This is a genomic window from Kitasatospora sp. NPDC015121, assembly GCF_055562955.1.
In genome coordinates, this window is the sequence record NZ_JBVHEH010000011.1 from 93868 (window position 1) to 108332 (window position 14465).

Annotated in this window: 13 protein-coding genes; 6 read left to right on the top strand and 7 right to left on the bottom strand. The window is 73.9% G+C overall.

Annotation, left to right across the window (positions count from 1 at the left end; translation table 11 throughout):
- The first annotated feature begins 42 nt into the window (after positions 1-42).
- The gene (locus tag ACZ3J7_RS17810; RefSeq protein ID WP_465621757.1) at positions 43-963 is read left to right on the top strand and encodes a GNAT family N-acetyltransferase; all 921 of its coding nucleotides are present in this window, start codon (positions 43-45) and stop codon (positions 961-963) included.
- A 35-nt stretch (positions 964-998) separates the two neighbouring features.
- Here the strand turns inward: ACZ3J7_RS17810 and ACZ3J7_RS17815 are convergent, their stop codons facing one another.
- Complete coding sequence (locus tag ACZ3J7_RS17815) at positions 999-3071, bottom strand: restriction endonuclease (protein ID WP_465621759.1); 2073 nt, start codon at positions 3069-3071, stop codon at positions 999-1001.
- Between the two features lie 173 nt (positions 3072-3244).
- Here ACZ3J7_RS17815 and ACZ3J7_RS17820 point away from each other — a divergent pair, with 173 nt between their 5' ends.
- Positions 3245-4078 (top strand): alpha/beta fold hydrolase, encoded by an 834-nt coding sequence (locus ACZ3J7_RS17820; protein ID WP_465621761.1) that lies wholly within the window; start codon positions 3245-3247, stop codon positions 4076-4078.
- Between the two features lie 61 nt (positions 4079-4139).
- Here the strand turns inward: ACZ3J7_RS17820 and msrB are convergent, their stop codons facing one another.
- From msrB to ACZ3J7_RS17840, 4 genes are all read right to left on the bottom strand, one after another.
- Positions 4140-4544 carry a peptide-methionine (R)-S-oxide reductase MsrB gene (gene msrB, locus ACZ3J7_RS17825; RefSeq protein WP_014138594.1) on the bottom strand — a complete coding sequence of 135 codons (405 nt, stop codon included), beginning with the start codon at positions 4542-4544 and terminating at the stop codon, positions 4140-4142.
- Positions 4545-4577: 33 nt separating this feature from the next.
- A complete protein-coding gene (gene murC, locus ACZ3J7_RS17830) occupies positions 4578-5984 on the bottom strand; it encodes a UDP-N-acetylmuramate--L-alanine ligase (RefSeq protein ID WP_465621764.1) in 1407 nt (468 codons plus the stop codon).
- Positions 5985-6094: 110 nt separating this feature from the next.
- Positions 6095-6559 (bottom strand): indole-3-glycerol phosphate synthase, encoded by a 465-nt coding sequence (locus ACZ3J7_RS17835; protein ID WP_465621766.1) that lies wholly within the window; start codon positions 6557-6559, stop codon positions 6095-6097.
- A 121-nt stretch (positions 6560-6680) separates the two neighbouring features.
- Positions 6681-7469, bottom strand: coding sequence for a pyrimidine reductase family protein (locus tag ACZ3J7_RS17840; RefSeq protein WP_465621768.1), 789 nt, complete (start codon positions 7467-7469; stop codon positions 6681-6683).
- 173 nt (positions 7470-7642) lie between these two features.
- Between ACZ3J7_RS17840 and zapE the strand changes: the two genes are divergently transcribed.
- From zapE to ACZ3J7_RS17860, 4 genes are all read left to right on the top strand, one after another.
- On the top strand, positions 7643-8599 hold the full coding sequence (zapE, locus tag ACZ3J7_RS17845; RefSeq protein ID WP_465622137.1) for a cell division protein ZapE: 957 nt from the start codon (positions 7643-7645) through the stop codon (positions 8597-8599).
- A 38-nt stretch (positions 8600-8637) separates the two neighbouring features.
- The gene (gene uvrB, locus ACZ3J7_RS17850) at positions 8638-10728 is read left to right on the top strand and encodes an excinuclease ABC subunit UvrB (RefSeq protein WP_465621770.1); all 2091 of its coding nucleotides are present in this window, start codon (positions 8638-8640) and stop codon (positions 10726-10728) included.
- A 211-nt stretch (positions 10729-10939) separates the two neighbouring features.
- The gene (locus ACZ3J7_RS17855; protein ID WP_465621772.1) at positions 10940-11527 is read left to right on the top strand and encodes a TerD family protein; all 588 of its coding nucleotides are present in this window, start codon (positions 10940-10942) and stop codon (positions 11525-11527) included.
- A 233-nt stretch (positions 11528-11760) separates the two neighbouring features.
- Complete coding sequence (locus ACZ3J7_RS17860; RefSeq protein WP_465621774.1) at positions 11761-12747, top strand: TerC family protein; 987 nt, start codon at positions 11761-11763, stop codon at positions 12745-12747.
- 67 nt (positions 12748-12814) lie between these two features.
- Here ACZ3J7_RS17860 and ACZ3J7_RS17865 read toward each other — a convergent pair whose 3' ends face one another.
- Positions 12815-13468: an MBL fold metallo-hydrolase gene (locus ACZ3J7_RS17865; RefSeq protein ID WP_465621776.1), complete on the bottom strand. Its 654-nt coding sequence runs from the start codon at positions 13466-13468 to the stop codon at positions 12815-12817.
- 52 nt (positions 13469-13520) lie between these two features.
- On the bottom strand, positions 13521-14303 hold the full coding sequence (locus tag ACZ3J7_RS17870) for a maleylpyruvate isomerase family mycothiol-dependent enzyme (protein ID WP_465621778.1): 783 nt from the start codon (positions 14301-14303) through the stop codon (positions 13521-13523).
- Positions 14304-14465 lie beyond the last annotated feature (162 nt).

Consider the following 14465-nt stretch of genomic DNA (forward strand, 5'->3'; position numbering starts at 1 on the left):
TCAGCAGCGCACGGACGAACGACTGACTAACGTGGCATGCCTATGACTTCGCAGCCGTACCACATCCGCCCGTTCACCCCCGCCGACGCCGCCGGGGCCGCCGAGGCCTACCGGGCCGGCCGCCCGCACCTGGTCACCACGCCCGAGGTGGTCACCTGGCAGGCCGACCTGCCGCACTACCACCTGCTGGTCGCCGAGCGGGCCGGCCGGGTCGTCGGCACCGCCCGGTTCGGCCCGGTGACCGAGAGCACCACCCCCCACCAGGGGTTCCTCAACGTCAGCGTGCTCCCCGGGCACCGCGGCGCGGGCGTCGGCACCGCCCTGCTCGCCGCCGCCGAGCGGGAGCTCGCCGGCCTCGGCGTCCGGGACGCGCACAGCTGGGTCGACGACACCCCCGAGGCGCTCGACTTCGCCGCCGCCCGCGGCTACCGCCGCAGCGGCCGGGTCGGCCGCTTCGCCGGCCTCGACCTGACCGCCCCGCTGCCCCCGCTGCCGCCCACCCCGCCCGGCGTCGAACTGCGCACCGCCGCCGACTTCCTGGACGACCCGTACCCGGTCTACCTGGTCGACATCGACGGCACCCGCGCCGAACCCGGCGACCTCGTCCTCGACGACCAGTCGTACGAGAGCTGGCTCGCCGAGATCTGGCAGCGCCCCGACCAGGACCGCACCCTCACCACGGTGGTCGTCGCCGACGGCGAGGCGGTGGCCTTCGCCGCCGCCCAGACCGACGGCCGCGGCACCTACTGGTCGGCCTTCACCACCACCCGCTCCGGCCACCGGGGCCGCGGCCTGGCCAAGCTCGCCAAGGCCCATTCGCTACACCGGGCCAAGGCCCGCGGCCTGACCGCCGCCTACACCCAGAACGACGCCGGCAACGCGCCCATGCTCGCCGTCAACGCCTGGTTCGGCTACCGCGAGTGCGCCACCGAGTGGAAGCACACCCGCGCCCTGGGCGGCTGACCGCCGGGCCCCGCCGCCGGCCCGGGCCGCAGGACCTACGCGACGTCCACGCCGTGGTCGCGGGCCAGGCCCGCCAGGCCGTCCGACCAGCCCTGGCCGACCGCGCGGAGCTTCCAGCCGTCGGCCGGGTGCCGGTAGACCTCGGCGACCAGCATCGCGGAGACCGCCGGGTCGGCCGGCGGGCGGAACACCCAGCGGCCGTCGCCGCAGGAGAGCTCCACCGCCGGGTCGACCAGGTCCGCGCAGGTGCCGTCGCCGTCCGCGTCCAGGTTGACCGAGACCGCCACCCGCCGCACCGCGTCCGGGAGCCGGCCGGTCCGCACGGTCGCGCCGCGCTCGTCCGGGCGGAGGGTGACGGCGCCGCCCTCCGCGCTCGGCTGGTGGTAGAAGACGAAGTCCTCGTCCCGCCGGACCCTGCCGTCCGCGGCGAGCAGCAGCAGCGTCAGGTCGGCCGCCGCGCCGCCCGCCCGGAACAGCACCCGCAGCTCGTCGTGCGGCAGCACCAGGTTCTGGCCCGGCGTCAACTCGACCGCGGGGGAGGCGCGCCGGGCCGGCACCGCCGGGCCGAGGCGGCCCGGGAGGCCCTGCTCGCGCAGCAGCTCCACCAGCATCGGCCCGTCTACCAGGGTGAGCGGCTGGCCCTCGGCGTGCTTGCGCGAACCGGGGCCGAAGCCCGCCGTGGTGACCAGGATGCCCCGGTTGGCGCCCTGCCGCCGCATGGTCGACTCCAGGTCGCGGACGGCGCTCGGCGGGACGGTCCTGCGGTAGCGCTTGGCCTGGATGACGATCTTCCCGCCGGTGATCGGGTCCGGGTCCTCGGCCAGCACGTCCACCCCCTCGTCACCGCTGCGCGCGGTGGTGCTGGTGCGCAGGCCCCGGCGGCGGAACAGCTCGGCGATCAGCTCCTCGAACTCCAGCGGGTCCATCTCGAACAGGTCCGGCCCCTCGCCGCCCGCCGCGGGCACCGGCGCGACGGCGGCCGCCGCCGGCTCGACCGAGACCGGCACCTCGGCGACCGGCTCGGCCCTCTCCGGCCGGGCCGAGAGCCGCCCGCCCAGCGCGCCGACCAGGCAGTCCACCGCGGCGACCCGGTCCAGCGCGAGGCCCGCGAAGGCCTCCCGGCCGACCTCCACGGCCAGCAGGCAGCGCTCGCCGTCCCGCCCGGTCGCCGGATCGGTGGCCACCAGCACGCCGTTCAGGCCCACCGAGCCGAGCAGCCCCCCGGTGTCGGCCCGGAACACCTCCGCCAGCACCCGCAGCGCGCTCTGCGCCAGCACCTCCCGGTACAGCTCCCGGCGCTGCCCGACCGGCCGGGCCACCGCGTCCTCGCGGTCGTCGGAGCGGACGTACCGGTACCGGCCCACCGCCGGCACCACCTCGTACGGCGGCAGCTCCCAGCGCACCACCAGCCGGCGGGCGGCCGCGTCCCAGGAGGTCTCGCCGTCCGCCGGGAAGCCGTCCGGCCAGTCCTCGCGCCAGTCGACCACCGCCTCGAAGTACTCGGCGACCGCCGCCGCCTCGCCCGCCCGCAGCCGCTCGGCCAACCGCCCCGCCTGCGCCGACTGCCCGGCCAGCAGCCGGTGCCGCTCGGCCGCCCACGCGTCGTACTGGGCCCGGTAGTCGGCGAGCCGCCGCTGCCGCTCCCGCTCGGCCGCCCAGGCCGCCTGCCAGTCGTGCTCGAACTCCGCCCGGGCCCGCGCCGACCGCTCCTCCCACTGCCGGTGCGCGCCCGGCTGGTACGCCTGCGGACCCGCCGGGGGCGGCACCAGGTACCAGTTCCGGTCCGGCATCGGCACCGGCACGCCCAGCGGACCCGGGTCGAACGGCGGCACCACCGGCCGCTCCGGCACCGCCAGCGAGAACCCCGGGCCGGCCAGCCCCGCCGCCAGCACCCCGCGCAACTCGGCCACCCGACCGTCCAGTTCGGCACTGCGCCGGGCCGCGTCCGACTCCCGCCCCTGCTGGTACGCCCTCAGCGCCTCGCGCTCGCCCCGGGCCGCCTCCCGCCGCGCCCGCTCGTTCTCGCGCTGCGCGGCCTCCGCCGCCCTGCGCTGCGCCTCCGCCCGGCGGTGCTGCTCGCGCTGCGCCTCCGCCAGTACCGACCACACCCCGGAAGACCGCCGCCGTGCCACGCCCGCCCCACCCACGTCCCAAGACCCGTTCGGAAGAGGATCAGTCTTCCACGCCGACGGGCGCCCCCGGCACCCGCCGCCCTACCCTGGCCGGACCACCCGGGACCGGCGGACCGCGCCCCCGGGGAGCGAGACGGGGGAGGCCCGGGATGAGCCGCGCGACGGTCGACGGCAGCACGCCGCACCACACGGTCGACGGCAGCACGCTGTACTACGACGACCACGGACCCGCGGACGGCGTCCCCGTCGTCCTGCTGCACGGGCACCCCTTCGACCGCACGCTGTGGGCCCCGCAGGCCCGCGCGCTCGGCGCGGCCGGCTACCGGGTGCTCACCCCCGACCTGCGCGGCTACGGCGCGAGCGAGGTGACGCCCGGCCGGGTGCTGCTCGCCGACTTCGCCGACGACGCCGCCGCGCTGCTCGACCACCTCGGCATCGCGCGGGCGGTGGTCGGCGGCGTCTCGATGGGCGGCCAGATCGCCATGGAGTTCCACCTCCGCCACCCGGACCGGCTGCTGGCCCTGGTGCTCTCCGACACCTCGGCCCCCGCCGAGACCGCCGAGGGCCGGGCGTACCGCAACCGGCTCGCCGACCGGCTGCTCGCCGAGGGCATGGCCGGCTACGCGGACGAGGTGATCGACAAGATGCTCGCCCCCCACAACGTCACCGCCCTGCCCGACACGGCCGCCCGCGTCCTGGGCATGATGCGGGCCACCGACCCGCGCGGCGCCGCCGCCGCGCTGCGCGGCCGGGCCGAGCGCCCCGACTACCGCGACAGCCTGCGCGCCGTCACCGTCCCCACCCTGCTGCTGGTCGGCGCGGACGACGTCTACACCCCCGTCGCCGAGGCCGAGGCGATCGCCGCCCTCGTCCCGCACGCCGAGCTGGTCGTCGTCCCCGGCGCCGGCCACCTCCCGGGCGCCGAGCGGCCCGAGCGCTTCAACGCCGCGCTGCTCGGCTTCCTCCGCGCCCGGTGGGCCTGAGCGGACGCGCGAGGGCCCTCCCCGGCCGCCCGGGAAGGGCCCTCGCGCGGCGTGCCGCGGCCTACTCGGCCGGCTTCAGGGTCAGCGAGATCGAGTTGATGCAGTACCGCTGGTCGGTCGGGGTGCCGTACCCCTCGCCCTCGAAGACGTGCCCGAGGTGCGAGCCGCAGTTCTTGCAGCGCACCTCGACCCGGCGCATGCCGAGGCTGGTGTCCTCCAGGTACTCCACCGAGTCGCCGGCCAGCGGCGCGTAGTAGGACGGCCACCCGCAGTGGCTGTCGAACTTCGTCTCGCTGCTGAACAGCTCGGCGCCGCACGCCCGACAGGCGTAGACGCCGACGGTCTTGGTGTCGGTGTACTCGCCGACGAACGGCCGCTCGGTGCCGGCCTCGCGGAGCACGTGGTACTCCTCCGGGGACAGCTGGGCGCGCCATTCGGCGTCGGACTTCTGGACCTCGTAGCTCACGGCGGTCTCCGGCTCGGTACGGGGGCGGGTGCGTCAGACAGCAGGTGCAACGTCCGCCAGGGCCGCCAGAATTTCCGGCCCCAGGTTGGTGACGTCGCCGGCGCCCATGGTCAGCACCAGGTCGCCCGGCGCGGCCAGCGCGGCCAGCAGCGCGGGCGCGGCCGCGAAGTCGTGCTCGGCCCGGACGTCCGCCCCGGCCCGGCGGGCCGCGTCGATGATCAGCTCGGCGGTGACGCCCGGGATCGGGTCCTCGCGCGCCGGGTAGATGTCCAGCACCACCGAGGCGTCCGCCAGCGCCAGCGCCTGCCCCATCTCCCCGGCCAGCTGCTGGGTCCGGGAGAACAGGTGCGGCTGGAACACCACCAGCACCCGGCCCGCGCCCGCCGCCTCCCGGATCGCCTCCAGGTCGGCCGCCATCTCGGTCGGGTGGTGCGCGTACGAGTCGATCACCTGCACCCCGCGCGCCTCGCCCTTCAGCTGCAGCCGCCGCCGCACCCCGGTGTACGCGCCCAGCGCCTTCGCCAGCCCCTCCGCCGGGACGCCCAGCGCGACGCCCGCGGCCAGCGCCGCGACCGCGTTGTGCGCGTAGTGCCGGCCCGGCACCGAGACGGTGAACACCAGCCGCTCGCCGCCCAGTTCGACGGTCACCTCGCTGGTCATGCCGCGCGCCGCGACCTCCAGCACCCGCACGTCGGCGTCCTCGGCGGCGCCGACCGTCACCACGTTCAGCCCCTCCCGGCCCGCCACCCGCCGGGTCAGCTCGCGGGCGCCCGCGTGGTCGGCCGAGACCACCAGGGTGCCGCCGGGCCGGATCCGGCCGACGAAGGTCTCGAAGGACTCGTAGATCTCCTCGATCGACGCGTAGTTCGCGTGGTGGTCCAGCTCCACGTTCAGCACGATCGCCACCTCGGGCGCGTACTTGTGGAAGCTGCGGTCGCTCTCGTCCGCCTCCGCGACGAAGATCTCGCCCGCCCCGTGGTGCGCGTTCGAGCCCGGCGCGTCCAGGTCGCCGCCGATCGCGTACGAGGGCTCCAGGCCCAGCTCGCCCAGGCTGACCGCGAGCATCGAGGTGGTCGTGGTCTTGCCGTGCGTCCCCGCCACCGCCAGCGCCCGGCGGCCGCCCATCAGCGCCGCCAGCGCGTCCGACCGGTGCACCACCGGGACGCCGCGCTCGCGCGCCGCCACCAGCTCCGGGTTGTCCGCCCGGATCGCGCTGGACACCACCACGCTGCTCGTCCCGGCCGGCAGGTGCTCCGCCGCGTGCCCGACGAACACCGTCGCCCCCAGCTCGCGCAGCGCCCGCACGGTCTCCGACTCCTTCGCGTCGGAGCCCGAGACGGTCGCGCCGCGCACCGCGAGGATCTTCGCCAGGCCGGACATGCCGGCGCCGCCGATGCCGATGAAGTGCGGGGCGTGCAGGTCGTGGGCGGCGTCGTTCAAGGCTGGCTCCGTACGGGCGTGAGGAGGCGGGATCGTCCCGTGGAACCCGCCGGGCGTTCGCGGGTCCACGGGACGATTCTGCCCTAACCGGGAGGCCGGCCGGGCTCCGCTCAGGCTTCGCTGGCGAACAGTTTCAGCACCGGGACGCCGACCTCGTGCCGGGCGCGGGAGGCCCAGTCGCGGTGGAAGAACTCCTCGACGAAGTGCGGCGAGGTCAGCACCAGCACCTCGTCGGCGGCGTTCTCCTCGACGGCCTCGCGCAGCCGGGCCAGCGGGTGCGCCTCGACCACCTCGCCGACCGCCTCCGCCCCGGCCCGGCGCAGGTGGCGCAGGCTGTGCTCCAGGGACTCGCCCGCGAGGGTGGGCGCGGCGTCCGCGCCGTCGTCGTGCTCGTGCACCGCCTGGTCCAGATGGCCGAGGGCCACGTCGTCCAGGGCGCGCAGCAGTTCGTCCTGCTTGCCGCGCGGTTGCATCAGGACGACGAAGGAGACCTTCTCCTCGCCGTGGAGCGTGGTGACGAGCTCCACGTCGGCGTCGGAGAGCGCCTTTTCGATCATCAGTACGGTCTTGAACACGTGAGTCCCTTCCGGCTGGTGCGGGCCCCCGGGTCCGGCTCCTGCTCCCTCCTTCATAGTGCCCGGAGGAAGGATTCCTCACGCTGCACACGCGCCACACGGACCACGTGGTCCACATCGGTCAGGAAGTGTCCCGGGTGCGGGCGGGGTCGCTCGGGGAGCGGTCCGGATCGGTCGGCCGTAGATAGCGGGTGAAGAGGAAACCTTTCTCCTCGATCAATGACAGCAGCCGCATCGGCCGGACGTCCGGGATTCCCGGCCCGTTCACGATCCTCGGTGAATCACCCGCCGTCACCAGGGGCGCCACCGAGAGGCACAACTCGTCCAGCAGGCCGTCCGCCGCGAGCTGTGCGAGCAGGCGGGGGCCGCCCTCGGTGAGCTGCCGGCGCCAGCCACGCTCCGTGAGCGCGGCGACCGCCCGGGGGAGGTCCACCGAGCCCGTTCCTGCGGTGATCACATCGGCCGCGGCGGCCACCTCGGCCAGCCTCGCGGGCGGCGCGTCGACGGTGGTCACCACCACGGTCGGCACCAGCGGCTCGGTGAACAGCGGCGCCGAGAGGTCCAGCTCCAGGCTGCGCGAGACCACCGCGATCACCGGTGCCGGCAGCTGGCCCGCGGCCGCCCGCGCGGCCGCGAAGTCCGGCCGGGCCCGGCCCGGCCGGTAGCCCTCCGCCCGGACCGTCTCGGCCCCCACCAGCACCACGTCGCACAGCGCCCGCAGCACGCCGAAGATCCGCTTGTCCGCCTCGCTGGAGAGCCCCTCCGAGAGGCCGTCCAGCCGGGCCGCGCCGTCCAGCGAGCTCACCATGTTGGCCCGCAGCCACCGGCCCGCCTCCGGGTACGCGTACGCCCGCGCCAGCCACTCCAGTCCGCCGGGGGTGCCGGGGGTGTCGCCGATCAGTTGCTCCATGGCTCCGAGTCTGGCAGGCGCGGCGGCGGCCCGGGGGGAGCGCCAGCGCGGCGGCCCGTCCCGCGCGAGTACCCTGTTGTCTCGTGTCTGCTGCCCCGGAGTCCGATATCCGCACCGCGATAGCCCTGACCGACCGGCGTCCCGTGGTGCCCGCCGAGCGGCTGGTCGCGGAGATGGTGCCGCCGCCGCGCTTCGCCGGGGTGAGCTTCGGCAGCTACCTGCCGGACCCCTCGCAGCCGAGCCAGTACGAGGCCGTGCAGGTCCTGGAGTCCTTCGCCGCCGGGCTGAACGGCGCCGCCGAGCCGCCGAAGCGGAGCTGGTTCCGCCGCTCCGCGCCCGCGCCCGCCGGACCGGCCGGGATCTACCTGGACGGCGGGTACGGCGTGGGCAAGACCCACCTGCTGGCCTCGCTGTGGCACTCCGTCCCCGGGCCGAAGGCGTTCGGCACCTTCGTCGAGCTGACCAACCTGGTCGGCGCGCTGACCTTCCAGGGCGCGGTGAGGACGCTCAGCTCGCACCGGCTGCTGTGCATCGACGAGTTCGAGCTGGACGACCCGGGCGACACCGTGCTGGTGTCCACGCTGCTGGGCCGGCTGGTGGAGAACGGCGTCAGGCTGTGCGCGACCTCGAACACCCTCCCGGAGAAGCTCGGCGAGGGCCGGTTCGCCGCCGCCGACTTCATGCGGGAGATCCAGGGCCTGTCCGCGCACTTCCGCCCGGTCCGGATCGACGGCCAGGACTACCGCCACCGCGGCCTGCCGGACGCCCCGCCGCCGTACGACGACGCCGAGGTGACCGCCCGCGCGGCCCGCACCCCGGGCGCCTCGCTGGACGACTTCGACGCCCTGCTGGAGCACCTGAAGGAGGTGCACCCCAGCCGGTACGGCGCGCTGCTGGACGAGGTCGGCGCGGTGTTCCTGCGCGGCGTGCGGCAGGTGGACGACCAGGCGACCGCGCTGCGGCTGGTGGTGCTGGCCGACCGGATGTACGACCGGGAGCTGCCGGTCACCGCCTCCGGCGTGCCGTTCGACCGGGTGTTCACCGAGGAGATGCTGCGCGGCGGCTACCGGAAGAAGTACCTCCGGGCGGTCTCCCGGCTGGTCGCGCTGGCCCGGGACTCCGCCAGGTAGTCGACGCGTTGTCGGTGCCCGGCCGTACCGTGGGGGGCGTGCGTCCCATCACGAGTATCGAGCGGTCCGTGGCGCCCTTCGAGGTCGTCAGCCCCTACCAGCCCAACGGCGACCAGCCGGCGGCCATCGCCGAGCTGGAGCGCCGCGTCCGCGCGGGCGAGAAGGACGTCGTCCTGCTCGGCGCGACCGGCACCGGAAAGTCGGCCACCACGGCCTGGATGATCGAGAAGCTGCAGCGCCCCACCCTGGTGATGGCGCCGAACAAGACGCTGGCCGCCCAGCTGGCCAACGAGTTCCGCGAGCTGCTGCCGAACAACGCGGTCGAGTACTTCGTCTCGTACTACGACTACTACCAGCCCGAGGCGTACGTCCCGCAGACGGACACTTACATCGAGAAGGACTCCTCGATCAACGAGGAGGTCGAGCGCCTGCGCCACTCCGCCACCAACAGCCTGCTCACCCGGCGGGACGTCGTGGTGGTGGCCTCGGTGTCCTGCATCTACGGCCTCGGCACCCCGCAGGAGTACGTCGACCGGATGGTCCGGCTCAAGGTCGGCGAGGAGGTCGACCGGGACGCCCTGCTCCGCCGCTTCGTCGACATCCAGTACACCCGCAACGACCTGGCCTTCACCCGGGGCACCTTCCGGGTCCGCGGCGACACGGTCGAGATCTTCCCGGTGTACGAGGAGCTGGCCGTCCGGATCGAGATGTTCGGCGACGAGATCGAGGCGCTGTACACGCTGCACCCGCTGACCGGCGAGGTGATCAGCCAGGACGACTCGGTCTACGTCTTCCCCGCCTCGCACTACGTGGCCGGCCCGGAGCGGATGGAGCGGGCGATCGGCGGCATCGAGGCCGAGCTGGAGCAGTCGCTGGCCCGGATGGAGAAGCAGGGCAAGCTGCTGGAGGCCCAGCGGCTGCGGATGCGCACCACCTACGACATCGAGATGCTCCGCCAGATCGGCACCTGCTCGGGCGTCGAGAACTACTCGATGCACTTCGACGGCCGCGAGCCCGGCTCCCCGCCGAACACCCTGCTCGACTACTTCCCGGAGGACTTCCTCCTGGTCATCGACGAGTCGCACGTCACCGTCCCGCAGATCGGCGCGATGTACGAGGGCGACGCCTCGCGCAAGCGCACGCTGGTCGAGCACGGCTTCCGGCTGCCCTCGGCGATGGACAACCGGCCGCTGAAGTGGGAGGAGTTCCAGGAGCGGATCGGCCAGACCGTCTACCTGTCGGCCACCCCCGGCAAGTACGAGCTGGCCCGGGGCGACGGCCAGGTCGAGCAGATCATCCGCCCGACCGGCCTGATCGACCCCGAGGTGATCGTCAAGCCCACCGAGGGCCAGATCGACGACCTGGTGCACGAGATCCGGCAGCGGGTGGAGAAGGACGAGCGGGTCCTGGTCACCACGCTCACCAAGAAGATGGCCGAGGACCTCACCGACTACTTCCTCGGCCTCGACATCCGGGTCCGCTACCTGCACAGCGACGTCGACACGCTGCGCCGGATCGAGCTGCTGCGCGAGCTGCGGGCCGGCGAGTACGACGTGCTGGTCGGCATCAACCTGCTGCGCGAGGGCCTCGACCTGCCCGAGGTCTCGCTGGTCGCGATCCTGGACGCGGACAAGGAGGGCTTCCTGCGCTCCGGCACCTCGCTGATCCAGACCATCGGCCGCGCGGCGCGCAACGTCTCCGGCCAGGTGCACATGTACGCCGACAAGATCACCCCGGCGATGGACCTGGCGATCAGCGAGACCAACCGCCGCCGCGCCGTCCAGCAGGCGTACAACGAGGAGCACGGGATCGACCCGCAGCCGCTCCGGAAGAAGATCGGCGACCTGCTCTCCAGCATGTCCGGGGAGGACGTCGACACCGAGGAGCTGCTCGCCACCGGCTACCGGCAGCAGGGCAGGGGCAAGGCGCCGGTCCCGGCGCTCGGCATCGACCGCAAGCCCGCCAAGAGCCTGCCCGCGGCCGAACTCGCCGAGCTGATCCAGCAGATGACCGAGCGGATGCACACCGCCGCCGCGGAGCTGCAGTTCGAGGCGGCGGCCCGGCTGCGCGACGAGGTGAAGGAGCTCAAGCGCGAGCTGCGCCAGATGCGCGAGGCCGGAATGGCCTGATCCGGCGGCACGCGTGGCCGGACGGCGCTCATTCGCCGTCCGGCGGGTGCCGTTGTGTCGTAGTTTGGCCACAGTCCCGTCCGTCCGGGCCGCCCGGCCGGGGCGTCGGCGTAGGGTGGGGCGCGGTCCGCCCGGGGCCCGGATGCTCCGGGTGCGGCCGGAGTGCGGTGAGGACGCCGGGCGGGGCCCGGAGGAAGCAGAGGTCGGCAGCATGACCGTGAACCTGGCCAAGGGCCAGAGCGTCAGTCTGTTGAAGTCCACCGGCGAGACCCTGACCGTGGTCCGGATGGGCCTCGGTTGGAAGTCGGCCCCGGGCAAACGCGGCTTCTTCAGCCGCCGCCCCAAGGAGATCGACCTCGACGCGTCCGCCCTGCTGTACGACGGCAAGGTGATGAGCGACGTGGTGTTCTTCTCGCACCTGGTCAGCAACGACGGTTCGGTCCAGCACACCGGCGACAACCTGGTCGGCGGCGCGGGCGCGGGCGAGGACGACGAGAGCGTCATGGTCGACCTGACCAAGGTGCCGCGCCGGGTCACCCAGATCGTGTTCACCGTCAGCTCCTACACCGGCCAGAACTTCACCGAGGTGCAGAACGCGCACTGCCGGCTGGTCGACGAGACCACCGGCCGCGAGCTGGCCCGCTACGAGCTGGCCGGCGGCGGCCCGCACACCGGCCAGATCATGGCGAAGGTCGAGCGGGACGGCGAGGGCGGCTGGAAGATGACCGCGATCGGCGCCCCCGCCAGCGGCCGCACCTTCCGGGACATGCTGCCCTTCATCGAGCCCTTCCTGTCCTGACCGTCCGACCCTTCGACGGAGGGGACTTCTTTACCTTCTTTACCTTCTCTTGGGCTTCCTGTTAACCTACTGGGAGCGGAGGGGAGTATTCCCCGTTCAGCGACCCCGTCATCACGGACGCCCATCGCGGCGTCCCGGGGCGCTGGCCGCGCGGCGCCCGTGGCGGGCCGGCCGCGCGGCGGAAGAGACCTCCGGCAGTGACGAGTGTTCGCCTATCTGCCGGAGGAGCAGACATGGACGTTTCCGTAGGCCTGTGGATCGGCACCATCGGGGTGCTGGTCGCCCTGGTGGTGGCCGACTTCTTCATCGGCGGCCGCAAGCCGCACGAGGTCTCGGTGAAGGAGGCCGGCGTCTGGACGGCGGTCTGGGTGGCCCTGGCCGCGGTGTTCGGCGGCTTCCTGTGGTGGTACGGCGGCGGGAAGCCGGCCGGTGAGTTCTTCGCCGGGTACATCACCGAGAAGTCGCTCAGCGTCGACAACCTGTTCGTGTTCATCCTGATCATGGGCAAGTTCGCGGTGCCGAGGATCTACCAGCAGCGGGTGCTGATGTTCGGCGTGATCATCGCCCTGGTGCTGCGGGCGGTCTTCATCGCCGGCGGCGCCGCGCTGGTCTCGCAGTTCTCCTGGATCTTCTACCTCTTCGGCGCCTTCCTGGTCTGGACGGCCTGGAAGCTGATCAAGGAGGCCCGGGCCGACGAGGAAGAGGAGGAGTTCGAGGAGAACCGCCTGCTCAAGTCGATCCAGCGGCGCGTCCCGTCCACCGCCGACTACCGCGGCACCGCGCTCACCGTGGTCGAGAACGGCCGCCGGCTGGTCACCCCGATGCTGATCGTGATGCTGGCGATCGGCACCACCGACGTGCTGTTCGCGCTCGACTCGATCCCGGCGATCTTCGGCCTCACCCAGGACCCGTACATCGTCTTCACCGCCAACGCCTTCGCCCTGATGGGCCTGCGCCAGCTGTACTTCCTGATCGGCGGCCTGCTGAAGAAGCTGGTGCACCTGTCGTACGGCCTGTCGGTGATCCTCGGCTTCATCGGCGTCAAGCTGGTGCTGCACGCGCTGCACGAGAGCGGCGTGCACGTGCCGGAGATCAGCATCCCGGTCTCGCTGGGCTTCATCGTGGTGACCCTGGCGGTCACCACCGTCACCAGCCTGGTGGCCGCGAGGAGGCAGGAGGCCGCCGAGCCGGCCGGGGCGCCGGAGAAGATCGACGCCTGACCTCCCCCGCCGCCGCCGGGGCCCCGCCGGAATCCGTCCGGCGGGGCCCCGGCGGCGGTGCGCTGGCTCACCAGCCGCGCGCGCGCCACTCGGCCAGGTGCGGGCGCTCGGCGCCCAGGGTGGTGTCGGCGCCGTGGCCCGGGTAGACCCAGGTCTCGTCCGGGAGGACGTCGAAGACCTTCTCGTTGACGTCCCGGAACAGCGAGTCGAAGGCGGCCGGGTCGTTCCAGGTGTTGCCCACCCCGCCCGGGAACAGGCAGTCGCCGGTGAACACGTGCGGGTGGCCCTGCGGGTCGTCGTAGACCAGCACGATCGCGCCCGGGGTGTGGCCCACCAGGTGGCGCACGGTCAGCTCGATCCGGCCGATCCGGATCACCGAGCCGTCCTCCAGGGCGAGGTCGGTGGGCACGTCGATGCCCTCCGCGTCGATCCGCCCGGCCATGGTGCGGGCGCCGGTGGCGGCCACCACCTCGGCCAGCGCGCCCCAGTGGTCGCGGTGGCGGTGGGTGGTGACCACCGCGGCCAGCCGGGGGCCGACCGTCTCCAGCAGCACCGGGGCGTCGGCCGCCGCGTCGATCAGCAGCTGCTCGTCGGTGGCCCGGCAGCGCAGCAGGTAGGCGTTGTTGTCGTGCGGGCCGACCGCGACCTTGGTGACGATCAGGTGGGCCAGCTCCCGGACGTCCGGCGCCCCGCCGACCTTCACCGTTCCGTGGTACGTCATCACGCCGCTCCTCGTTCGCCGCTGGGGGTGGTCCTGCGTCAACCGTCCTCCATCATCCCATCGGGGGGAGCGCCGGCAGGGCGTCGCGGGGGTCGACCAGGCCCTCGTCACCGCGGTGCACCTGCAGGCCGTCCCCGTTCGAGCGGCCGGAGAGCCAGCCGGTGAGCGCCCGGACCGGGCCCTCGGCGGTCAGCCCGGACGGCTCGCCGCCGATCCGGGCCGTCAGCCCGGCGTCCTCGGCGACCAGCAGCACGCCGGGCAGCCCCGGCTCCGCGCCGAAGCGGGCGCCCAGCCGCCGGAACTCGGCGATCGCGAACGGTTCCGGCCAGTGCGCCGGGGTGTAGCCGGCGTTCAGGTCGACGTGGTGGTACTCCAGCTCGGCCAGCCGCTTCGCCGGGATCTGCCAGGCCGGGAAGACCTGGCCCGAGCGGTGGGTGATCGGGGCGGTCCAGTGCGCGGGGGCCAGCAGCGCGGCGGCCGCCAGGAAGCGCCGCTGGCTGTCGCGGACGTCGGCGAGCTGCTCGGCCAGCGGGCGCCCGGCGCCCGCCTCGATGTCGGCGTCCCGGCTCTCCGGCGTGGCGTACTGCGGGATCCGCTCGCCGGTGCGGGCCCCGGTCAGCAGGTTGACCAGCGAGTCCGCGTTCCGGGCGAGGTGCGTCAGCACGTGCCCGCGGGTCCAGCCGGGCAGGGCGGCCGGCTCGGCCAGCGCGGCCGGCTCCAGCTCGGCCAGGGTGTGCAGCAGCAGCTCGGTGCTCTCCGCGGTGGCCCTCAGCTGCTCCTCGGCGGCCTCGGCGGCGGCCTCGGGGCTGGTGGGGGCGGTGGTGGGGTCGCTCATCGGGCGGTGCCTTTCGACGGTCGGTGGTACGGGTCGAGGCGGTGCTGGGACGGGCCCCGGGCGTTGCCGGGGCCGGTTGTCAGTCGTTGACGCTACCGTCGAGCGCGGATGCCCTTCACCCGTACGGGTGGCTCCGACTGGACGGGCTCAGATTCGAACGAA